15 protein-coding genes and 1 tRNA gene are annotated in these 21,469 nt (G+C 63.7%); 10 read left to right on the plus strand and 6 right to left on the minus strand.

Annotated features, from left to right (window positions below; translation table 11 throughout):
• Positions 1 to 26 precede the first annotated feature (26 nt).
• Positions 27 to 1,109 carry a metallophosphoesterase family protein gene (locus ABEA18_RS17870; RefSeq protein ID WP_345451344.1) on the plus strand — a complete coding sequence of 361 codons (1,083 nt, stop codon included), beginning with the start codon at positions 27 to 29 and terminating at the stop codon, positions 1,107 to 1,109.
• Positions 1,110 to 1,197: 88 nt separating this feature from the next.
• Here ABEA18_RS17870 and ABEA18_RS17875 read toward each other — a convergent pair whose 3' ends face one another.
• The gene (locus ABEA18_RS17875) at positions 1,198 to 2,637 is read right to left on the minus strand and encodes an MFS transporter (RefSeq protein ID WP_345451346.1); all 1,440 of its coding nucleotides are present in this window, start codon (positions 2,635 to 2,637) and stop codon (positions 1,198 to 1,200) included.
• A complete protein-coding gene (locus ABEA18_RS17880; protein WP_345451348.1) occupies positions 2,634 to 4,805 on the minus strand; it encodes a RecQ family ATP-dependent DNA helicase in 2,172 nt (723 codons plus the stop codon). Before ABEA18_RS17880 ends, ABEA18_RS17875 begins: the two co-directional genes overlap by 4 nt.
• Before the next feature lie 125 nt (positions 4,806 to 4,930).
• Here ABEA18_RS17880 and ABEA18_RS17885 point away from each other — a divergent pair, with 125 nt between their 5' ends.
• From ABEA18_RS17885 to ABEA18_RS17900, 4 genes are all read left to right on the plus strand, one after another.
• Positions 4,931 to 6,349, plus strand: a complete 1,419-nt coding sequence (locus ABEA18_RS17885) for a phosphomannomutase/phosphoglucomutase (protein ID WP_345451350.1) — start codon at positions 4,931 to 4,933, stop codon at positions 6,347 to 6,349.
• Between the two features lie 27 nt (positions 6,350 to 6,376).
• Positions 6,377 to 6,829 carry a hypothetical protein gene (locus ABEA18_RS17890; protein ID WP_345451352.1) on the plus strand — a complete coding sequence of 151 codons (453 nt, stop codon included), beginning with the start codon at positions 6,377 to 6,379 and terminating at the stop codon, positions 6,827 to 6,829.
• Between the two features lie 24 nt (positions 6,830 to 6,853).
• Positions 6,854 to 7,303, plus strand: a complete 450-nt coding sequence (locus ABEA18_RS17895; RefSeq protein WP_345451354.1) for an RrF2 family transcriptional regulator — start codon at positions 6,854 to 6,856, stop codon at positions 7,301 to 7,303.
• A gap of 154 nt (positions 7,304 to 7,457) precedes the next feature.
• Positions 7,458 to 8,618, plus strand: coding sequence for a globin domain-containing protein (locus ABEA18_RS17900; protein WP_345451356.1), 1,161 nt, complete (start codon positions 7,458 to 7,460; stop codon positions 8,616 to 8,618).
• Between the two features lie 164 nt (positions 8,619 to 8,782).
• Here the strand turns inward: ABEA18_RS17900 and ABEA18_RS17905 are convergent, their stop codons facing one another.
• The 3 genes from ABEA18_RS17905 to ABEA18_RS17915 form a co-directional block, all read right to left on the minus strand.
• Positions 8,783 to 9,415, minus strand: a complete 633-nt coding sequence (locus ABEA18_RS17905) for a TetR/AcrR family transcriptional regulator (RefSeq protein ID WP_345451357.1) — start codon at positions 9,413 to 9,415, stop codon at positions 8,783 to 8,785.
• Position 9,416: 1 nt separating this feature from the next.
• Positions 9,417 to 12,053, minus strand: a complete 2,637-nt coding sequence (locus ABEA18_RS17910) for a PEP/pyruvate-binding domain-containing protein (RefSeq protein ID WP_345451358.1) — start codon at positions 12,051 to 12,053, stop codon at positions 9,417 to 9,419.
• Between the two features lie 158 nt (positions 12,054 to 12,211).
• Positions 12,212 to 14,038: a phosphoenolpyruvate carboxykinase (GTP) gene (locus ABEA18_RS17915; protein ID WP_345451360.1), complete on the minus strand. Its 1,827-nt coding sequence runs from the start codon at positions 14,036 to 14,038 to the stop codon at positions 12,212 to 12,214.
• A gap of 283 nt (positions 14,039 to 14,321) precedes the next feature.
• Here ABEA18_RS17915 and ABEA18_RS17920 point away from each other — a divergent pair.
• Positions 14,322 to 14,395, plus strand: a tRNA-Arg gene (locus ABEA18_RS17920).
• A gap of 301 nt (positions 14,396 to 14,696) precedes the next feature.
• Here ABEA18_RS17920 and ABEA18_RS17925 read toward each other — a convergent pair.
• Positions 14,697 to 15,425, minus strand: coding sequence for a FadR/GntR family transcriptional regulator (locus ABEA18_RS17925; protein WP_345451362.1), 729 nt, complete (start codon positions 15,423 to 15,425; stop codon positions 14,697 to 14,699).
• 363 nt (positions 15,426 to 15,788) lie between these two features.
• On the opposite strand from ABEA18_RS17925, the gene ABEA18_RS17930 reads away from it, so the two are divergent.
• The 4 genes from ABEA18_RS17930 (at position 15,789) to ABEA18_RS17945 (ending at position 21,465) form a co-directional block, all read left to right on the plus strand.
• The gene (locus ABEA18_RS17930) at positions 15,789 to 17,429 is read left to right on the plus strand and encodes an ABC transporter substrate-binding protein (protein WP_345451364.1); all 1,641 of its coding nucleotides are present in this window, start codon (positions 15,789 to 15,791) and stop codon (positions 17,427 to 17,429) included.
• A 135-nt stretch (positions 17,430 to 17,564) separates the two neighbouring features.
• A complete protein-coding gene (locus ABEA18_RS17935) occupies positions 17,565 to 18,521 on the plus strand; it encodes an ABC transporter permease (RefSeq protein WP_059388624.1) in 957 nt (318 codons plus the stop codon).
• 2 nt (positions 18,522 to 18,523) lie between these two features.
• Positions 18,524 to 20,662, plus strand: a complete 2,139-nt coding sequence (locus tag ABEA18_RS17940; RefSeq protein ID WP_345451368.1) for a dipeptide/oligopeptide/nickel ABC transporter permease/ATP-binding protein — start codon at positions 18,524 to 18,526, stop codon at positions 20,660 to 20,662.
• On the plus strand, positions 20,659 to 21,465 hold the full coding sequence (locus ABEA18_RS17945) for an ABC transporter ATP-binding protein (RefSeq protein ID WP_345451370.1): 807 nt from the start codon (positions 20,659 to 20,661) through the stop codon (positions 21,463 to 21,465). Before ABEA18_RS17940 ends, ABEA18_RS17945 begins: the two co-directional genes overlap by 4 nt.
• Positions 21,466 to 21,469 lie beyond the last annotated feature (4 nt).

Here is a 21,469-nt window from a genome sequence, read left to right on the forward strand (position 1 = left end):
CGGAGACCAACGACGAGGAGAGATTCATGCGTTCAATGACCAGATTCGCGATCGCAACGGTTGGGGCCGTCCTGCTGTCAACCACATTGCTCACGCCGCCGGCGCTGGCGGCCAATGACGGTAACAAGGCGGGACAAGACGGCTCCAACGGCAACGGACACCAAGGCAATACCGAGAGCTTCAGCTTCGGCGTCATCGGGGACGTGCCCTACGGTAACGCTGAAATCCAAGCCTTCCCCTCCTACATTCAGGACCTGAACGCGCACAAGGAACTGAGTTTTGTAGCACACGTGGGCGATATCAAGAACGGATCATCCCAGTGCACGGACCAGTACTTCCAGGCCATCAAGACGAACTTCGACAGCTTTACTGCCCCTCTCGTCTACACCCCGGGTGACAACGAATGGACTGACTGCCACCGAACGAACAACGGTGCATACAACCCCCTGGAAAGACTGGCCAAGGTGCGGGAAGTCTTCTTCCCGCAGCCAGGTGTCACGCTCGGTTCGCCGATGCAGGTGAAGTCACAGGCAAAGGAAGGCTTCCCGGAGAACGTCAGCTTCCGCAAGCATGAGGTCGCCTTCACTGCCGTCAACATTCCGGGCAGCAACAATTCGATGCTGCCTTGGACGGGACTCGGCCAGACCCAGCCCACCGCCGCCCAACTTAACGAGGTACAGCAGAGGACCGAGGCTGATATCCAGGAGTTGAGGGATACCTTCCGGAAGGCGCGGAACAACGGTGACCGGGCCGTCGTCGTGATGACTCAAGCGGACATGTTCGACCCGACAGTCGCGACCCCTTCCGAGGCGGATTTGGGTGCTTTCAAGCCCCTGGTGCAGACCTTGATCGAGGAATCGAACTCGTTCGGCGGCCCGGTCTACCTGATCAATGGCGACAGCCACGTTTACAACCAAGACCACCCCCTCGCCGCCGGTTCCACGTGGCTGTCCTTCTACGGCCAGGCCACAGCGGCGAAGAACCTGACCCGAATCACCGTGGATGGATCCAACAATGCCAAGGACTGGCTGAAGATCACGGTCAACCCAGGTGAAGCAATGAGCGTCATGTCGTTCGACCGGATCCCCTTCACGCACCCAGCGTCCTAGCTAAGCGATCCAAGCACCACGGCGGACGGCCGAAAGTCGCCGGAACCTCCAGCATGGAAGTTCCGGCGACCAGCGTCCTCGAATGCCTCTAGCCCCGCCGTTTTTCGGGTTTGCTCACAGCACTTCGACTGACTTCCGCTCCGGCGTGCCGGTGCAGAGTGAGGCTGTCCGCTGTGCTCAACAGCATCACGGCAGCCATGGCGAGGAAGGCGCCACGGTACGCCGAGGAAGGGCCGTCGCCAAAGACCGGCGCATGGTCGAAGAGACGCAGGAAGAGTGCACCCACTGCAATCCCAGCGCCCGCGGCCAGTTGCACCAACGTGGCTGATACGGCGTTGGCCGAGGGAAGCTCCCCCGGGACGATATCCGCATACTGCACCGAGGCGTACGCCGAGAATCCGATCGAGCGGAAGGCTCCGCTGGCCAGCAGCAACGCAAAAATCAGCGGCTCCGGGGTGCCTGCGTTGAGCGCTGCACAAGCGGCAAAGGTGACTGCCGAAGCGAAAGAGGCGAAGACCAACACGGGCTTGAAGCCGAATCGCCGAATGATGGGCGTCGTGGCAGGCTTGATGCCGATGTTGCCGATGAACACCGCGGCCACCATGGCACCGGATTTGAGTGGATCCCAGCCAAAGCCGTCCTGGAACAACAGAGGCAGCAGGAAGGGCACCGAGCTGATGGTCAGGCGATAGACGAACCCTCCGGTGGAAGTGGCCCGGAACGTGCGAGTGGCGAAAACCCGGAGATCGAAGAGCGGAGCCTTGGCTTTGAGCATCCACCAGGCCGCTCCGGCCAAAGCCAGTGCTCCGGCCAGCAGCACGACTGCCGGGACCACGCCCGCGCCGTGGCCGCCAACCCCTTCAAGACCCACCACAAGCGATCCGACGCCGAAGGTGGTGAGCGTGAGCCCCCGCCAGTCGAGCCTCCGGCCAGCATCGCCTCCCGTACGCGGGACCAGCCTCAGGGCTGCGATGAACGCAGCAAGCCCCAGCGGTACGTTGATCAGGAAGATCCAGTGCCAGGAAAGATAGGTAGTGAACGCTCCGCCCACAAGCGGCGCCAAAACGGGGGCCAGCAACCCGGGCCACACAAGGAACGCGGTGGCTCGAAGGAGCTCAGACTTGGGGGTGCCCCGCAGCACTACCAGAGTCCCGACCGGCACCATCATGGCCCCGCCGGCCCCCTGTGCCACCCGGCTCAAGGTCAGCAGGGTGAGGTCCTGGCTGGCTGCGCACAACAGCGACGCCACGGTGAACACGGCGATCGCCAGGCAGAAGATCCGACGTGCGCCAAAGCGTTCTGCGAGCCAGCTACTGAGCGGAATTCCCATGGCCACAGTCACCAAGTAGGCAGTCATCGTGATGTTGACGTCGGCCGAGACCACTTTGAAGTCGGCCGCGATGCTCGGCATGGCGGTGGTAAGGACTGTCCCGTCAAGGAACTCCATGAAGAAGGTGGCGGCAACCAGCAAAGCGAGCCGCGGCTGCCACTTGGATTCGGACGGGACGTCCGGGACTGCGCCGGTCACGCTGCCTGACCGAGGACGAGCGGCAACACCGATCCTGCCCCGGCCTGCCTGAGTGCACGGCCGGCAACGGTCATGGTCCAGCGGCTGTCCGCCAGGTCGTCGACCAAGAGGATGCCTTGACCGCCCAGCGACGCAAGGTTCTGTCCAAGTTCCGGACCCACCACGAGGCGCTCCCAGACGCCGGCGAGCCGATAGGCGCTGTTGCCACCGCGCCCGCCCGTGGGTCCGCCGTGCTGGAGTTGGAGTGAACCCAAATACGGCATCCGGCCGATGCCGGCTATGCCGCGGGCCAAGGATTCGACCAGCGCCGGCTTGTTCCTGGAGGGGATGCTCACGACGGCTGCCGGGCGCCCTTGGCCGCTCCACCCCGGGGATCGGCCGTCTCCGGCAGACCATTCGCGCAAGAGCTGCACGCAGGCCTGCAACATGCCCGGTTCAATCTCGCGGTCAGCCGCACCGGCGGCAAAGAGCTCGCGCAGGGCACCACCCCAGCCGAGGTCGGTCAGGCGGGCCAGCACGCGCCCTTCGGCCAGTAACTCCTCCGGCTTGATCTTGCCTTTCACTGTCACGCCGAGCCGATCCATGCCACTGGGCCATTGAAGCCGTGGTTCCAGCGCAAGACCCGCGCGCCGAAGCGTCTGCCCGGCGGCGTCGGCGGCGGCTGCTGCCACGTCCGCCGGGAACCACCTGCCGGCGCAATTGTCGCAGCGGCCGCATGCACGCGCGGACTCGTCATCCAGGACCGCGGTGATGTATTCCATGCGGCATCCGGCGGTGTCTTGGTAAATCACCATGGAATCCTGCTCGTCCACCCGGGCCTCGGCGATCCGGGCGTAGCGCTCGGCGTCGTAGATCCACGGACTTCCAGTGGACCTCCAGCCACCGCCCACGCGCTCCACCGCTCCATCCACGGCGAGCACCTTCAGCAGGAGTTCCAAAGGCGTCCGGCGCAGGTCCACCCGTGCTTCGAGGGCCACCGTGGACAAGGCAGAGCCGGATTCGGCCAAGACGTCGAGGACGGCTGCGGCCTTTTCCTCCGAGGGCATTGAAGCAGTCGCAAAGTACTGCCAGATCTCGCGGTCCTCGGATCCAGGCAGGAGGAGCACATCGGCATTTGCCGCGCCACGGCCGGCACGTCCGACTTGCTGGTAGTAAGCCACCGGCGATGACGGGGCACCAAGGTGGATGACGAACCCGAGATCCGGCTTATCGAAGCCCATGCCCAGCGCCGATGTGGCAACCAACGCCTTCACTTGGTTGTCCTTGAGGAGTTGCTCGGCCCGTTCACGATCCGCGGGGTCCGTCCGCCCGGTGTAGGACAGGACGTTGTGGCCTGCCTCGGAGAGCAGCCGGGCGGTGTCTTCAGCGGCAGAAACGGTCAGGGTGTAGATGATTCCGCTGCCTGGCATGTCTGCAAGATGGGTCAGAAGCCAGCCAAGGCGATCCCGCGAGTCGGCGAGCTTCAAGACACCCAGCCGCAAGGACTCCCGGCCAAGCTCACCGCGGATGGTCAGCACTCCAGCCCCGAGCTGTTCTTCGATGTCATGGACCACCCGGGAGTTGGCCGTGGCCGTGGTGGCCAACACGGGAACACTGCCAGGCAATTGCTCGATGAGATCGGAGATGCGCCGATAGTCGGGACGGAAATCGTGCCCCCAGTCCGAAATACAGTGTGCCTCGTCAATCACCAGGAGACCGGTACGGCGGATGAGCTCGGGAAGCTGGTTTTCCCGGAAGGAAGGATTGGTCAGCCGTTCCGGCGAAACCAAAAGAACATCCACTTCGTCCGCGGCCAGTTGTTCGCGGACGTTGTCCCACTCAAGCTGATTGGCGGAGTTGATAGCTACGGCCCGCACCCCGGCACGTGCGGCTGCCGCCACCTGGTCCCGCATTAGTGCGAGCAGCGGCGAAACGATGAGGGTGGGCCCTGCGCCCCGGCGCCTCAACAACAACGACGAGACGAAGTACACAGCCGACTTGCCCCAGCCTGTCCGCTGCACCACCAATGCGCGCCGTCCGGCGTCGACGAGGGCCTCAATCGCCTCATACTGGCCGTCGTGAAAACGGGCGTCCGCATTTCCCACAAGCTCCTTCAATACTTCAAGGGCCTGCAGCCGGGTGGTGGACTGATCTGCTGCGAGTAGGGCGGCATCCGGGTTGTTGGGCATGGCTTCAGTATTCCAGCACCCGCAGACAGCCAGAACCCGGGACTTCATCTATGTGGACAAAACGTTTTCCACATAGATGAAGTCCCGGGGCAGCGTCGACCTCGCTCCACAGTAAGATTGAGCCCGTGACTAGCGAGCAGAAGAAGACATTTGACCTCTCGGCTTCCTTCAAGGCCTATGACGTCCGGGGAATTGTTGGCGAATCCATCACCTCCCACATCGTGGAATCCGTCGGCGCGGCCTTCGTCGACACCCTCGGCCTCGCTGGCGAGACGGTGCTGGTTGGCGGCGACATGCGCCCGTCATCCCCTGAATTCATCAAGGCATTCGCCGCCGGCGCTGCCCGCCGCGGCGCCAATGTCCAGCTCCTGGACCTCATTTCCACCGATGAGCTCTACTACGCTTGCGGTGCCCTCAATGCGGCCGGTGCCACCTTCACCGCAAGCCACAACCCCGCCGAGTACAACGGCATCAAAATGTCCAAGGCCGGCGCCCAGCCGATCTCGTCCGAAACAGGCCTCAAGGAAATCCAGGCACTCGCGGAGAAATACCTCAACAACGGAAACATCCCGGCTGCTGATGTCCAAGGCAAGATCGGCGCCCGCGATGTCCTGAAGGACTACTCGGAGTACTTGCGCAGCCTGGTTGACCTCAAGGGCTCCCGTCCGTTGAAGATCGTCGTCGACGCCGGAAACGGCATGGCCGGGCTGACCACTCCCGCAGTGCTTGGTGACCTGCTGCTTCCTGCCCTGCCGTTCGAGATCGTCCCCCTGTACTTTGAGCTGGATGGCTCCTTCCCGAATCACCCGGCCAATCCGCTTGAGCCCGAAAACCTGCGCGACCTTCAAGCCGCAGTCATCGAGCATGGTGCGGATATCGGCCTGGCGTTCGACGGTGACGCCGACCGTTGCTTCGTGATTGACGAGAAGGGCGAAGCAGTATCCCCGTCTGCCATCACCGGAATGGTTGCGCGCCGGGAAATCGCCCGAGCACAGGCCGCGGGTGAAAAGACCCCCGTAATCATCCACAACCTTCTGACCTCGCGGGCAGTCCCGGAGCTCGTCGCGACGGATGGCGGCAGGGCCGTGCGCACTCGTGTGGGGCACTCGTTCATCAAGGCAGTCATGGCCGAAGAAGGAGCCGTCTTCGGCGGCGAACACTCGGCGCACTTCTACTTCCGCGATTTTTGGAACGCGGACACCGGCATGCTCGCGGCCATGCACGTCTTGGCGGCATTGGGCGAGCAGGACGGCCCACTATCCGATCTTGGTCGCCAGTACGAGCCTTATGTCTCTTCCGGTGAAATCAATTCCGAAATCGAGGACAAGGCAGGAGCCATTGAGCGGGTCCGCGCCGATTTTGATGGCGATGACGTCGACGTGGACTACATGGATGGCAGCACCTTCACCGCGAAGGACGGCAGCTGGTGGTTCAATCTTCGTCCGTCCAACACGGAGCCTTTCCTGCGCCTGAACGCCGAGGCGAAGGATGTTGCCACCATGGAGAAGGTACGGGATCGCGTCCTCGCACTGGTCCGGTCCTAGCCGGCAACCCCTAAGGCGGGCAGCAGCATGAATTCCCAGATCAACGGCCTTGAGAGCACACAGGACCACGAACTCCGCGAAGTGCGTGAAACGCTGGGGGCCGCCTTGGCAACAGCGCAGGAACAACTGGAGCAAAACAGTGGCTTCCTGCCCTTCGCAGTCACGCTCGCCGAGGACAACGAACTTCGGATCGTCTTCGTAACGCCTGGAGAGCCGGACGACGAGGGAAACGTTGACACAGAGTCGATGCTGGCAGACATCCTCGAATTGCTGCGCCAAGGCCGTGATGAATACCGCGCGGTGGCGATTGCCAACGACGTCATCCTTCCTGAACACGGCTCGGACGGGATTCACGCCGCGGCTGAGCATCGCAGCGGCGGTCTCCTCGCAGCCGTTGTCCCTTACGTCCAGACCGCCGAAGGCTTTACCTTTGACAACGCCGAGGCCGACACCAATGAGCCCCTCGTATGGGTGGACTAGACCTTACTCCGTAAGCTTGAGGGCATGAAGATCAATGCCTTCGCGGATGTGAGCCTGCGTGCGCTCCTGGTTCTATCGTCCGCGCCCGCAGGAGAACTCCTGACGACCCAGAACATCGCAGACGCCGTGGGGACTCCTTACCACCACGTCAGCAAGGCCATCGTGCGGCTGAGGGAGCTCGGCCTCATCGACGTCGAGCGCGGCCGAAACGGCGGATCACGGCTCAGCGCCGCCGGACAGCAGGCCACCGTTGGCCAGATCCTGCGTGAACTGAATACCAGGGCCGACCCCGCCGAGTGCCAATCCGTACATGGCGACTGCCCGCTGATTACTGAATGCGGCCTGCGCCATGCCCTGGCCCGCGCGAGGGAAGCCTTCTACCGGGAGCTGGACGACGTCGTCGTGTCCTCCCTGCCGCGCCTGCGGCAAATGGTGCCGGCATTCCAAGCGATCGGATTACGCCCCGGACTGTAAGCCCGGCTTGTAGCGGGCCTCTGTCATCTTCGGACCGTCGATTAGGCAAATACTTCTACGACGTGTAGAAATTAGCTATAGATACTTGCATTCCAAATACAAGTATTAATTCCGGTCCGTATGCGTCCCACGGGCCACTACGACAGGAGTACCTATGCTCTCGGACAAGTCCTTCCCCGTCATCGAGGCCACTTTGCCGCTCGTCGGCGCCCGGATTGGTGACATCACCCCCAAGTTCTACTCCCGACTCTTCGCTGCGCACCCCGAACTGCTCGATGGGCTGTTCAGCCGTTCGAACCAGCGCTCCGGCAACCAGCAGCAGGCCCTCGCTGGAAGCATCGCCGCCTTTGCAAGCCATCTGGTGAGCAACCCCGGAACCCTGCCGGAGACAGTTCTGTCCCGCATTGCACACCGCCACGCTTCCCTGGGGATCACCGAGCCGCAGTACCAAGTGGTCTACGAGCACCTCTTCGCCGCCATCGCGGAAGACCTGGCCGAGGTCATCACCCCTGAAATCGCTGAAGCCTGGACAGAGGTCTATTGGCTCATGGCCGATGCGCTGATCAAGCTCGAAAAGGGACTCTATGCAGCGCAGGCCAATGGCAAGATGTGGAGCCCCTGGAAGGTCGCGTCGAAGACTCCTGCCGGCACCGGGTCCACGACCTTCACCCTGGAGCCGGCCGACTACACGCCGATCACTGAAGCTCTGCCGGGCCAGTACATCAGCGTCAAGGTCACACTCCCCGACGGCCTGCGCCAGGTCCGCCAGTACTCGCTTTCCGGCAACGCCGGCACCAGCCGCAGCTTCACGACAAAGATCGACGACGGCGGTGAGGTCTCACCCGTGCTGCACAACACCGTTCGGGTCGGTGATGTCCTGGAGATCTCCAACCCCTATGGCGAGATCACGCTCAAGGAGGGCAACGGTCCCGTGGTCCTCGCCTCGGCGGGCATCGGCTGCACGCCCACGGCTTCCATCCTGCGCTCGCTCGCCGATTCCGGCTCCGACCGCCATGTGCTGGTCCTGCACGCAGAGAGCAATCTGGACAGTTGGGCGTTGCGCGGCCAGATGACGGACGACGTCGAGCGCTTGGATGGTGCGGAACTCCAGCTCTGGCTGGAGGAACCGCAGGCCGGGTCCAAAGCGGGCTTCATGTCACTGCGCGAAGTGGACCTTCCAGCCGATGCCTCGCTGTACCTGTGCGGACCCCTGCCGTTCATGAAGCACATCCGCAACGAAGCCATCAACGCCGGAATCCCCGCCACAAGGATTCATTACGAAGTCTTCGGACCGGACATCTGGCTCGCCAACTAGCAATCAGCAGATGACCCCAAGTAGTCCCCACCGCCACCCTCGCCTCGCAAGTCCCCACCGGCTCCCAGCCTTCGCAAGCTCAGGCCGGGGCCCTCGCCGGCGGGGCCCCTCGGCCAGGGAACCCTGGCGGCGTGGGCCCACGCAGTTGTTGTCGTTTTGGAGCCTCAAAACGACAACAACTGCGAGTCAGTTGGGCGGCCCGGCGGGCTGGCCAACAGTGGCAGCATCACCTCGTCCACCACGCGCACCAGATAGTCGTCGTCGATCGGCACTCCGGAGAAGATGAACCGCTGCCGCAGCAAGGCAGGGCCGGCCTCGATCCTTGTCTCCGTGGCCACTCTGGGATCGCATTCGCCGCGGGCCGCGGCCTGCTCAATGATGGCACGCATGGTCTTGGCTACGTTGCCGCGGGCGTACTCCTGGACCTCAGCAGCCACCGCCGGATTCTGCAGCGCCTCCCCCAATAGCCCGCGCATTGCTTGCCCCACGGCCCCTTCGAGTTGTTGGGCCACGAGCCGCAGGATCGCCAGGGCGTCTTCGCGCAGGCTGCCGGTGTCCGGCGCGGACGCCGGGCCGGGCATGGCATCGTAGGCTGCCTCAAGCACCAGGGCCGCGCGTCCGGGCCACCGCCTATAGAGCGAAGCTTTACTCGCCCTTGCGCGTTCGGCCACACTGTCCATGGTCAACGCCGCGTAACCGGATTCGGCGATCTCTGCCCGGACCGCCTCGAAAATCGCACTGTTCAGGGCCGCCCCCCGCCGGCGCGGCAGCTTCCGGTGGTCCCGGTTCCCCGGCATCTCAAGGCCTCTCCGCCGAAGCGGCCGGCAGGACTACCCCCCGGGTTCCGTCCACGAGCACTTGCTGCCCGTCAGCCAAGGCGCTGGTGCCCGAACCAGTGCCCATAACTGCCGGAATTCCGTATTCCCTCGCAACGATCGCCGCATGCGAGCCGAGCCCGCCGGCGTCCACCACAACCGCGGCGGCCCGTTGGAACAACGGTGTCCAGGCCGGATTGGTGTACGGGCACACGAGGACCTCTCCGCTGCGCAGCTGTCCGAACTCGGCCGGTCCACGGATCACACGGACCGGTCCGGTCGCTTGGCCGCGGCTCGCCGCCGTGCCGGAGAGGAGAACCCCTTCCACCTGGCGGCCTCGGCGGCTCGGGCGGCTCGGGCGGGACCCTCCGAAGAGCAAAGCCAGATCGAGCAGCGGGATGCCTTCGAGTTCGCGCCGCTTTGCCGCGCGAGCCAGTACCAGCGGCCGGAGACGGTCACGGAGTGAAGCCGGCAGCGCGCCGTCGTCGTTGTCTGTGATGGACTCCAGTTCCTCGAACCGCAGGTGATAGATCTCGTCGGACTCATCGATGACACCGGCCATCGCCAGCCGGCGGCCGAGCTCCCGGTAGGCCCGGCGGATCGGCGGGATGGCTTTGGTGGCGTAGAAGTGGCTGTCCTCGCGGAACGCCATTCCGGCTTGGGCGGACTCGACGGCGGCGAGCACCCTCCGCCGCAACGGTTCGAAGCGGAGAGCCGGATGGCGTTTCAATTCCGCAAGCGCAATCCCGCCTTGGTCAACTGTTTGGGGGCGCTCTCCGGACAAGGCTTTCACAAGACCAAGAACCACCTCGGGGGCATCAGACCACGTGGGCGAACTGCTGAGGACAACGCTTGTGGTTTCGCGGTGGCCGTACTCAAGCTGGAACGCCGTGAAGGCCTCGCGGAAAGCGCGATGTTCGGGCTCATTTTCCACCAACTCCAGGAGCTCACGGGGTCCTGAATCACGTAACGCGCGGGACAGCCCGGGATCGTCCGCCGCGATGGAAGCGAGCCGTTCAAGGGCCCGGTTCGCCTGACTCGTCCGGGTTTCCGCCCCCGCGATCAGCGCAGGCGCAAGCTTTGTCTTGCCCAGGAACAAGAGCATGGAACGCATTTTCAGCACCGGCACGGGAATGCCGGGCAGGTAGGAGACCCTCAAGTCCGTGATGCCCTGCATCGCCGCGAAGCATTCCCCCGCAAATGCAACCACCGCACTCCACCGCAGCGGGCCGAGGTCCTTACCGTTCAGCCGTTCGATGTTGTCGATGAACAAGGAGAAACGTGGATCCCGGGTCCAGTCGGCGGCTTTGAACCGCCTCGACCGGCGCAGCAAGGACACCGGTGCGGCAAGCGTTCGGATGGTCGGGCGCGGCACAGGCGGGATGAGCTGCACCACAACCCCGTCTTCCTCCGGCAGCAACTCCTCCACTGCAGGGAAGATCACGCCCACGCTCCCAGCCATCCCGTGCAACATGGCGAGAATTCCCCGCTTCATCCAGCCGGATACGTCCAAAGGATAAGGCCGCTCCTGGAACATCTCGATGAAGAACGGCGCCACCCGACGTTGGACCGCGTTGAGGACGGGCGGTTGGGGTGGAAGCGCCGTCATCGGCCGCGACTGCAGTACGTACAGCGTTCCGCCGGCGGCCGCCCACTCGATGTCCTGAGGCCGGCCGAAATGCTGCTGGGCTTTGTTTCCCAGCATGGCCAACTCCGCCAATTCCTCCGCGGCGAGGCCGGGCTTCGTGCTTTGCTTACCGGAGCTTTCTCGCGTGCCGCCACCCTCAGCCGCGCTGATCACCACCTCGCGGCCACCCGGCGTGAAACTCAGCCCTTTCCCCGAGCCGTCCAGGAGATAATGTTCTGGGGTCACCCGCCCGGAGACCACGGCCTCCCCTAGCCCGGGGCTCGCGTCCACCACCATTTCGCGGCGCTCGCCCGTGACCGGGTTCGCCGTAAACAGGACGCCCGCCATGGCGGCCGGCACCATTTTTTGCACGACGACGGCGATGGCCACCTCGTGCGGATCGATCCCCTGCCGTCGGCGATAGGCCATGGCCCGGTCCGTCCACAACGATGCCCAGCAATTGGCGACCGCCTGGACAACACCGTCCCCGCCCAGCACGCTGAGATAGGTGTCCTGCTGACCGGCGAACGCGGCTCCCGGAAGATCCTCCGCCGTGGCACTGGATCGGACCGCGACCGCCCCGCCGCCCAGCCGCTCATATGCATCGAGGATCTCCTGCCGCAGCCGGCCGGGCATTTCCGTCGCGGCGAAAAGTGCCCGGAGGGCCGCACCGCCGGTACCGTCGCCGCCGTCGGGCGCACCGCCGTCGGGAGCTTCATCAGGCCCGACGGACAGGAAACCGCTCAGTGCGGCACCCACGTTCGTTTCCGCCAGGAAGGAGGAGTACGCGCCCGTGGTGATAATAAATCCCGGTGGCACTGGAAACCCTTGACGCACCAATTCCCCCAGCGCGGCACCCTTTCCGCCGGCAATGGCGACATCCCCGACGCCAAAATCGGCCAAGGGGGCGGTAGCCTGCTGAGCCGTCTTGGGCCCGTCACGCGGTCCTGACGGCGGAGTGGAGACTTCTGTGTGCCGCTGGGAATCATCCATGGCCCGGACCCCGAAAATAGAGAACTGCTGGTTCTCTAAAAGCTACGCTCGCGCCAAACGCGGCACAATGCTCGGCGACGGCAGCTCCAAGATAGGGGAAACAACGACGACGGTCCCGCACCGAGGTGCGGGACCGTCGTCGCAAGCCTGCGGGTGGTCTAGGCCAGGCGGGCCTTCAGGCCGTCGAGCTCAGAGAGGAGCGCGGCCGGCAGGGAACCGCCGAACTTTGCGTACCATTCTTCGATCGATGCCAGTTCGGTCTTCCACTCGGAGGCGTCGACGCGCACTGCGGCTTCCACCTCGGCGGGGGTCATGTCCAGGCCTTCGAGATCGATGGACTCGCCGGTCGGCACGAAGCCGATGGGAGTCTCGACGGCGTCGGCCTTGCCTTCAAGGCGCTCGATGGCCCATTTGAGGACGCGGGCGTTGTCACCGAAGCCGGGCCAGGCGAAGCCACCCTCGGCAGTGCGGCGGAACCAGTTGACCAGGAAGATCTTGGGCAGTCGCTCCGGATTAGCCTTGGCAGACAGGTTGACCCAGTGGTTCAGGTAGTCGCCTGCGTCGTAGCCGATGAACGGCAGCATGGCCATGGGATCACGACGCACAACGCCAACGGCGCCGGCCGCAGCAGCGGTCGTCTCGGAGGACAGCGTGGAACCCATGAAAATGCCGTTGGACCAGTCTCGGGCCTCGGTGACCAGCGGGATAGTGGTCTTGCGGCGGCCGCCGAAGAGGATCGCGGAGAGCTCCACGCCGTCGGGGCTGAAGTATTCCTCGGCGAGCATGTCGATCTGGTCGATCGGAGTGCAGAAGCGGGAGTTCGGGTGTGCCGCCGGCTTGTCGGAGTCGGGGGTCCAGGAGTTGCCCTGCCAGTCAGTCAGGTGCGCCGGAGTTTCCTTCGTCATGCCCTCCCACCACACGCCGCCGTCGTCGGTCATCGCGACGTTGGTGAAGATGCTGTTGCCCTTGGCGATGGCACGCATGGCGTTAGGGTTGGTGCCCCAACCGGTGCCGGGAGCGACGCCGAACAGGCCGGCCTCGGGGTTGACGGCGCGGAGCTCGCCCTCCTTGCCGAAGCGCATCCAGGTGATGTCGTCCCCTAGGGTCTCGACCTTCCAGCCCTTGATGGTGGGGTCGAGCAGCGCGAGGTTGGTCTTGCCGCAAGCGGAGGGGAACGCCGCAGAAATGTAGTAGGTCTTCTGCTCAGGCGAAGTCAGCTTCAGGATGAGCATGTGCTCGGCCAGCCAGCCTTCGTCGCGGGCCATGACGGATGCGATGCGCAGGGCGTAGCACTTCTTGCCGAGGAGGGCGTTGCCGCCGTAGCCGGAGCCGAAGGACCAAATGGAGCGCTCTTCCGGGAAGTGCACGATCCACTTGTCGGGGTTGCAAGGCCATGCGACGTCGGCCTGACCGGCTTCCAACGGAGCGCCTAGGGAGTGCAGCGCAGGGACGAAGAAAGCGTCGGTCTGCGTAATGCGCTCAAGGACGTCGGTGCCGATGCGCGCCATGATGCGCATCGAGGCAACAACGTAGGCCGAGTCGGTGATCTCGACGCCGAACTTCGGATCTTCGGCATCCAGGTGGCCCATGACGAACGGAATGACGTACATGGTGCGGCCGCGCATGGAGCCGGCGAATAGCCCGCGCAGCTTCTGCTTCATCTCGGCCGGAGCCATCCAGTTGTTGGTGAAGCCTGCGTCATGCTCCTTCTCGGAGCAGATGAAGGTCTGCTCTTCGACACGGGCTACGTCCGCGGGATCAGAGAATGCAGCAAATGAATTGGGGAAGAGTTCTTGGTTCAGCCTCTTCAGGGTGCCGGCCGCGACAAGTTCGTCGGTCAGCTTCTTGTTTTCAGCTTCGCTGCCGTCAACCCAGTGGATGCGGTCCGGCTGTGTCAGCTCGGCTACTTCCTCCACCCAGGCCAACAGGCGTGCATGCGTAGTAGGTGCCTTCTCAAGCAACGGCAGTCGCGCCAGATCGCCCATCGTGGTTCCCTTCCTCGGGTTCAGTGGTGTGTCCTAAATGCTAGGGGTCGCGGAGTAGACCAATCTGGGTTCGGACGTGGGATCTCTTGACCATTTCGGAGCAAAACCCCTAAAAATCAAGGATCCGCGTCACGGATACGCTAAATTTAGTGACTAAGGTCACATAGACCGGTCTAGTTAGGCAGATTACACCGCATCGATTTGGCACCAACAGGGATCTCGCGTAAAGTTTATTGAGGTTCGAGGGGGGAGCGAGTTTGAAACTCCCGAGAATCACCAAGATGCGCCCATAGCTCAGCTGGATAGAGCGTCTGTCTACGGAACAGAAGGCCGGGGGTTCGAATCCCTCTGGGCGCACAAATGAAGACCCGCACCGGGCCGGTGCGGGTCTTTTTTCGTTAAATTGTTAAATTCCCGGCCCGGGTTTGGTTTGCCGCAGCGTCCTCCCTGGCTTGCTCGGCGTTGCTCGCGCCTTCCTGACCCTCTTTGCCGCGCCGCGGCCACCAAATGACGAGACTCGCCGTGTCGCAAGCGCTTTCTCAAACCAAAGAAGGTCAGGAAGGGCAGCCCTCCAGCGAGACACACGCGCATAGGCAAGGGCCGCCGTCGTACTTCATGAAAAAGTACGACGGCGGCCCTCGGGCTTGGGTGCCAGGCCTTAGACTGCGACGGCCTCGCTGATGCGGCGGCGGATTCCGTCGAAGTGACGGTTGAGCAATTCGGCGGCCGCGGTCTTGTCCCCGGTAGCGACGGCGGTGTAGATGCTTCGGTGCATGGCAGCGGTGGCTACAAGATCTTCGTTGTCGGAGCCGATCTCCACGTGGATCTTCCGGTAGACCTTCCAGAAAACGCCCATCAGGTTGATGAGGAGCTCGTTGTTCAAGGGTTCAAACAGCCGGCGGTGGAACTCGGCGTCGGCGGCTACGAAGTTCTCGCCGGAGGCTGCGAGCTCCTCCATCTGCTTGACGGCCTCTTCGATCAGGGCCAGCTGCTCGGCGGCCATCACGTCCATAGAGGATCCGATCAGCCCCGATTCGAGGGCCTGGCGCACGTCCACGAGTTGCAGCGCCTCGAGCCCCTGGTGCCGCAGCGACAAGCGGCCCCGGAACGTCAGTCCGTCGGCGAGCGCCTCAAAGTTGCTCGGGGCGACGAACATTCCGAAGCCATGGCGGATCTCGATGACGCCCAGCGCCTGCAGCACTTTCAGGGATTCGCGCAGGGTGTTGCGCCCCACCCCCAGGGCCACGGAGAGTTCATTTTCCGTGGGCAATGGATCGCCCGCCTCGAGCTCGCGTTCGAGGATCAATTCCATAATGTCCGACTGAAGGGCCCTGAGCCGGGCCTGTGCGCTGAACCGCGCCTGCGGAACGACACCGGAAGTGGTCATGGCTCTCCTTGCAAAAGTACCCATCCCCGGCCCGGATCCTTTCGGGACCGGGGACAAGGAATCAGTGCAGTGTTAATGTTGAGGTGAGCCTAGCGCCCACCGTGGATATAGTGCTTCGCAACATACAATATCGGATGTCCCATCTCCTTGATAGATGTTCGCCTTTATTTTTCAACGAGCCCCAGGCTGAACTTCGCAAGGTGAACCCTGGCGCAGCGCCCGTCGGGAGCACCCCACCGGGAGCCTCGCGGCCGCTCCCCGGGTCGCTAGTGATCCAGATCTCGCTTGACGACTTCATGTGACCACCCTTACAGTTTCTTTACGAGCATCGGATGTCCTACATCCGATAACCAGAAAACTTGAATGGTGAGGCATCTTATGAGCAACACGATTAACAACCTGCCGCTGGTCAGCGACGCCAGCCGACGCAACTTCCTCAAGCTGTCCGGGGCGATTGGAGCCGCGGCAGCGTTCACGGCCAGCCTGTCCGCATGTGGCGGTCCTGCCTCCACCACCACGGGCGCAGCAAACAACACTGCGACCGTCAACAAGGACCTCACCATCGAGGCAGGCATCTCCTATGCCCTGTCCACGGGTTTCGACCCGATGACGTCCTCCGGCGCCACGCCGCAGGCCGCCAACCTGCACGTCTTCGAAGGCCTCGTGGAACTCCACCCCGCCACCCGCGAGCCCTACAACGCGCTTGCGGCGAGCGACCCCAAGAAGGTCAACGACACCACATACCAGGTGACCATCCGCGACGGTGCCAAGTTCCATAACGGCACCCCTGTCACCACCGACGATGTTGTCTACTCCTTCACCCGCGTGATGGACCCGGCCAACAAGTCCTTGTTCTCCCAGTTCATTCCATTCATCAAGGACGTCAAGGCCCTCGATGCCAAGACGGTCGAGTTCTCGCTGAAATACCCCTTCCCGGGCTTCGGACCGCGAATCTCCGTGGTGAAGGTAGTTCCGAAGGCGCTGGCCTCCGCCGATCAGAAGGGATTCGACGCCAAGCCCGTCGGCTCCGGCCCCTACAAGCTGATCTCGGCAGTCAAGGACGACAAGATCGTCTTCGAAGCATTCGCCGACTACAACGGCCCCAAGCCGGCACTCGCCAAGGGCATGACGTGGCTGCTGCTCTCGGACGCGGCAGCCCGTGTCACCGCAGTGCAGTCGGGCCGTGTCCAGGCAATCGAAGACGTCCCCTACCTGGACATGGACGGGCTCAAGTCCAAGACCCGCGTTGAGTCCGTGCAGTCCTTCGGCATGCTGTTCCTCATGTTCAACTGCGCCAAGGCCCCGTTCGACAACAAGCTGGTCCGCCAGGCACTCCACTATGGACTGGACAAGGACGCCATCATCAAGAAGGCCTTGTTCGGCAATGCCAAGGCTGCGTCGTCGTACTTCCAAGAGGGCCACCCGGACTACGTCAAGGCCAAGAACGTCTACGGCTACGATCCCCAGAAGGCCGCGGACCTCCTCAAGCAGGCCGGCTTGAGCAACCTCGAATTCGAGCTGCTCACGACCGATACCGCCTGGGTCAAGGACGTTGCCCCGCTGATGCTTGAATCCTGGAACAAGATCCCGGGCGTCAAGGTCACCGCAAAGAACCTGCAGTCCGGCGCCTTGTACTCAGACAGGGTTGGCAAGGCCGACTTCTCCGTGGTTGCGGCCCCGGGCGACCCCTCCGTTTTCGGCAACGACGCAGACTTGCTCTTGAGCTGGTTCTACTCCGGCGCCACCTGGATGGCCAAGCGCGCCTACTGGACCACTCCGGAAAGCGCCACCCTCCAGGGCCTGATGGACAAGGGCTCGCAGGCCGCAGCCGCCGACGCGAAGAAGATCACCGGCCAGATCGTGGACCTCGTCTCCGACGAAGTCCCGCTGTACCCGCTGTTCCACCGCCAGCTCCCCAGTGCATGGGACGAAAAGAAACTCTCAGGCTTCAAGCCGCTGCCCACCACGGGACTGTCCTTCATCGGCGTCGGCCGCACCTCCTAGCCAGCAGTACACACGCCCAACTAGCTCGCATTTGTTGTCGTTTAGACGGCTCAAAACGACACTTACTGCGAGCTAGTTGGGCCTACCCCGCGGGACCGCCACGCAGCCCCCGCACCAAAGCAACCGGAGAACAAATTGGTCATGATATTGCGCCTGCTTGGACGCAGACTCGCAGCACTGCCCTTGATGATCCTGGGCATCACACTGCTGGTCTTCCTCGTCCTTCAAGCAGCCCCGGGCGACCAGGCCAGCACGGCCCTCGGCGAAGGCGCCAGCGAGGCAGCCAAACAGCAGTACCGCCAGGACAACGGCCTGAACGATCCCCTGTTCGTCCAATACTTCCGCTTCCTGGGCAGGCTCCTGCAGCTCGATCTCGGCGTGACCACTCCGCCGTCCAAGTCGGTGGCAAGCATGATCGCCTCAGCCTTCCCGCTGACCCTCCAGCTGACCTTCCTCGGCGTGATCATCGCCGTCGTGCTGTCCTTGGTTTTCGGCATCATCGGCGCTCTTTACCGCGACAAATGGCAGGACCAGCTGGTCCGGATCTTCTCAATCGCGGCCATCGCCACCCCGTCCTTCTGGCTTGGCATCCTGCTCATCCAGTGGTTCGCGCTGGGTGACAACCCGCTGTTTCCCTCGGGCGGGATCGCGACGCCGGAGTCCGGCTTCGGCGGTTGGCTCAACTCGATGGCGCTCCCGGCCCTCGCGCTCGGCATTCCGGTCTCCGCTTCCCTGATCCGCGTGGTCCGCACGTCCATGGTGGAGGAACTCGACCGTGACTACGTCCGCACAGCCATCGGCAACGGAGTCCCCTACCGCGAGGTGGTTTCCCGGAACGTCCTGCGCAATGCGCTCGTGACTCCGGTGACCGTGCTGGGACTCAGGATCGGCTACCTCCTGGGCGGCGCCGTCGTGATTGAAATGATCTTCGCCCTTCCAGGCATGGGCCAGCTGATCCTCAACGGCATCACCAACCTGGACGTCAACTTGGTCCAGGGCGTGGTCCTCACCATCTCGGTCACCTTCGTGCTGGTGAACATCGTGGTGGACCTCCTGTACCTGCTCATCAACCCCCGAATCAGGACGGTATAGCCATGCGCAGCAAACTTGCTGAACGGCTCAGCGCCCCGGGCGTCCGCTTCAAGTCCCTCCCGTGGGGTTCGCGTTTTGCCCTGTTGTTCCTCGTGGTTATCGCTTCGGCAGCCATCTTCGCCCCGGCCATCGCGCCACATGACCCCCTGGAGACGTTCATCCCGGCACAAGCTCCGGACGGCGACCACTTCTTCGGCACCGACCGGCTGGGCCGCGACGTCTTCTCCCGGCTCCTTTACGGCTCGCAGTCCTCCCTCATGATCGGCCTTGGCGCAGTGGCCCTTGCGATCGTCGTCGGCGCGGTGCTTGGCTCGCTCGCCGCGACGTCCAGCAAGGCCGTCAACGAGATCGTCATGCGCCTCATGGACATCCTCATGGCGTTCCCGGGCATCGCCCTTGCAGCCGTACTCCTGGCCGCGTTCGGCAACTCGGTGCCCACCATCATCGTTGCGATTGCCATCATCTACACCCCGCAGCTCGCCCGCGTGGTCCGTGCCAATGTGCTCTCCCAATACGGTGAGGACTACGTTCGCGCCGAACGCGTGATGGGTGCCGGCCGCGCCTACATCCTGCTCAAGCACATTGTCCGCAACACCGCGGCCCCAGTGCTGGTTTTCGCCACGGTCATGGTTGCCGATGCCATCATCCTCGAAGCATCGCTGTCCTTCCTCGGCGCCGGTGTCCAGGATCCCGCGCCGTCGTGGGGCAACGTGATCTCCTACGGCCGCAACCTGGTCCTGTCGGGCGGCTGGTGGGCTACGACCTTCGCCGGCCTCACGATCCTGCTCACCGTGCTCGCGCTGAACATCCTGGCCGAGGGCCTCACTGACGCCATGGTGAACCCGAAGCTGCGCAAGGCCCCGGTGGTGAAAGACGATGACGGTGCTGCCGCCGCTTTTGCCGGCGCTGCCGTAGCGGGTGCAGCAGTCGATACCGAGATCGCGACGTCGGTGGCCCAGCCATCTGTCGTGGAACAGCACGAACTCGACGGCGTACGCGCCGCCAACGGCGATCCGCTTTCCGACGAGGACTATGCGGCGTCGGTCCTGAACGATCCGCGGATTGCGTTGACGAATCCGCATGCCCTCCTCGATAAGGAACTCGAACTCCTGGCTTCCATCGAGGCCAAGCGTACCGACCGGCTCCCCCAGGTCCCGGCCGGCGCCCGGAACGTGCTGGAGGTCAAGAACCTCTCCATCCGTTTCCCCGGCCGCTTCGGCGAAACCGCGATCGTGGACAACGTCTCCTTCACCGTCCGTGAAGGGGAAACCATGGGCTTGGTGGGTGAGTCCGGTTGCGGCAAGTCCATCACCTCCCTGGCCATCATGGGCCTCCTGCCCAAGACCGCCGAGATCACCGGCTCCATCACCTTCGATGGCAAGGAACTCCTGGATTCCGGATCCAAGCACAGCAACCCCAAGGCCTACCAGGGCCTGCGCGGCGAACAGATCGCCATGGTCTACCAGGATGCGTTGAGCTCGCTCAACCCGTCCATGAAGATCAAGGAGCAGATGACCCAGCTGACCAAGCGCGGTGGCCGCAAGACCCCTGCCGAGTTGCTGGAAATGGTCAAGCTGGATCCCGTCCGCACGCTTGCCAGCTACCCGCATGAGCTCTCGGGCGGCCAACGCCAGCGCGTGCTGATTGCCATGGCTCTTTCCCGCTCGCCGAAGATCGTGGTGGCCGACGAACCCACCACCGCCTTGGACGTCACCGTCCAGAAGCAGGTAGTGGAGCTGCTCAATGAACTGCGCGAACAGCTCGGTTTCGCCATGGTCTTCGTCAGCCACGACCTCGCCCTCGTTGCCTCCCTCGCGCACCGCATCACGGTCATGTACGCCGGCCAGGTGGTGGAATCCGCGCAGGCTTCGGAGCTCCTGCAGAACCCGCGGCACGAATACACACGCGGCCTGTTGGGCGCCGTCCTTTCGATCGAGGCCGACGCCGTCCGCCTCCACCAGATCCCCGGCACCGTTCCGTCGCCGCGCGATTTCGCTCCAGGCGACCGCTTTGCGGCACGTTCGTTGAGGCCCGACGCCGACCCCAACCAGCAATTGGTCCTCGCCGTTGTTGAACCCGCGGGCGGCGGAGCAGACCGCGATCACTACTGGGCCAGCCACCTCAAGGAGGACGCAAAGTGAGTGTTTCAACCGGCAAGCCGGTCATCGAGCTCAAAAACGTCAAGGTCCACCACCGGGCCCGCACCGGCGGCCTCTTCCGGCCCAACATCGTCAAAGCCGTCAACGGCGTGGACTTCAGCATCAGCCGCGGCGAAACGGTGGGCATCGTCGGCGAGTCCGGCTGTGGCAAGTCCACCCTCGCGTCGGTGCTCGTGGGGCTGCAGGCCCCGACGTCGGGCCAGGTCCTGTTCCACGGCAAGCCGGCCATCAAACGCAACGCCCGGATGCGCAAGGAATTCGGACGCGCCGTATCAGTGGTCTTCCAGGACCCTGCCACGGCACTTAATCCGCGCATGACCATCCAGGACATCCTCACCGATCCCCTGCAGGTGCACGGCATCGGCAACACCGCGTCCCGCTCGGCCAAGGTCAAGGAACTGCTGGCCCTCGTCGGTTTGCCGCAATCGGCTGCCGAGGTCACGCCGTCGCAGGTTTCCGGCGGCCAGCGCCAGCGCGTGGCCATCGCCCGCGCCCTCGCCCTGGACCCGGACATCATCGTGGCGGACGAGCCGACGTCGGCCCTCGACGTTTCCGTCCGCGCCCAGGTCCTGAACCTGCTGTCCGACCTGAAAACCCAGCTGAACCTCGGCATGGTGTTCATTTCGCACGACATCCAGACCGTCCGCTACGTCTCCGACCGCATCTGCGTCATGTACTTCGGAGAGATCGTCGAGGAAGGGCCGGCCGCACAGGTCTTCGACAACCCGAGCAACGACTACACCAAGAAGCTGCTCGGGGCCGCACCAAGCCTGCTCCACACCTAAGTTT

The sequence above is a fragment of the Arthrobacter gyeryongensis genome (genome assembly GCF_039543785.1).
In the GTDB taxonomy this organism is placed as follows: domain Bacteria; phylum Actinomycetota; class Actinomycetes; order Actinomycetales; family Micrococcaceae; genus Arthrobacter; species Arthrobacter gyeryongensis.

Excerpts from the sequence above, each read along its gene's own strand:
- ABEA18_RS17870 (WP_345451344.1), top strand. The coding sequence starts at position 27 with ATGCGTTCAATGACCAGATTCGCGATCGCAACGGTTGGGGCCGTCCTG.
- ABEA18_RS17880 (WP_345451348.1), bottom strand. The coding sequence starts at position 4,805 with ATGCCCAACAACCCGGATGCCGCCCTACTCGCAGCAGATCAGTCCACC.
- ABEA18_RS17890 (WP_345451352.1), top strand. The coding sequence starts at position 6,377 with ATGAATTCCCAGATCAACGGCCTTGAGAGCACACAGGACCACGAACTC.
- ABEA18_RS17895 (WP_345451354.1), top strand. The coding sequence starts at position 6,854 with ATGAAGATCAATGCCTTCGCGGATGTGAGCCTGCGTGCGCTCCTGGTT.
- ABEA18_RS17900 (WP_345451356.1), top strand. The coding sequence starts at position 7,458 with ATGCTCTCGGACAAGTCCTTCCCCGTCATCGAGGCCACTTTGCCGCTC.
- ABEA18_RS17905 (WP_345451357.1), bottom strand. The coding sequence starts at position 9,415 with ATGCCGGGGAACCGGGACCACCGGAAGCTGCCGCGCCGGCGGGGGGCG.
- ABEA18_RS17910 (WP_345451358.1), bottom strand. The coding sequence starts at position 12,053 with ATGGATGATTCCCAGCGGCACACAGAAGTCTCCACTCCGCCGTCAGGA.
- ABEA18_RS17915 (WP_345451360.1), bottom strand. The coding sequence starts at position 14,038 with ATGGGCGATCTGGCGCGACTGCCGTTGCTTGAGAAGGCACCTACTACG.
- ABEA18_RS17925 (WP_345451362.1), bottom strand. The coding sequence starts at position 15,425 with ATGACCACTTCCGGTGTCGTTCCGCAGGCGCGGTTCAGCGCACAGGCC.
- ABEA18_RS17930 (WP_345451364.1), top strand. The coding sequence starts at position 15,789 with ATGGTGAGGCATCTTATGAGCAACACGATTAACAACCTGCCGCTGGTC.
- ABEA18_RS17940 (WP_345451368.1), top strand. The coding sequence starts at position 18,524 with ATGCGCAGCAAACTTGCTGAACGGCTCAGCGCCCCGGGCGTCCGCTTC.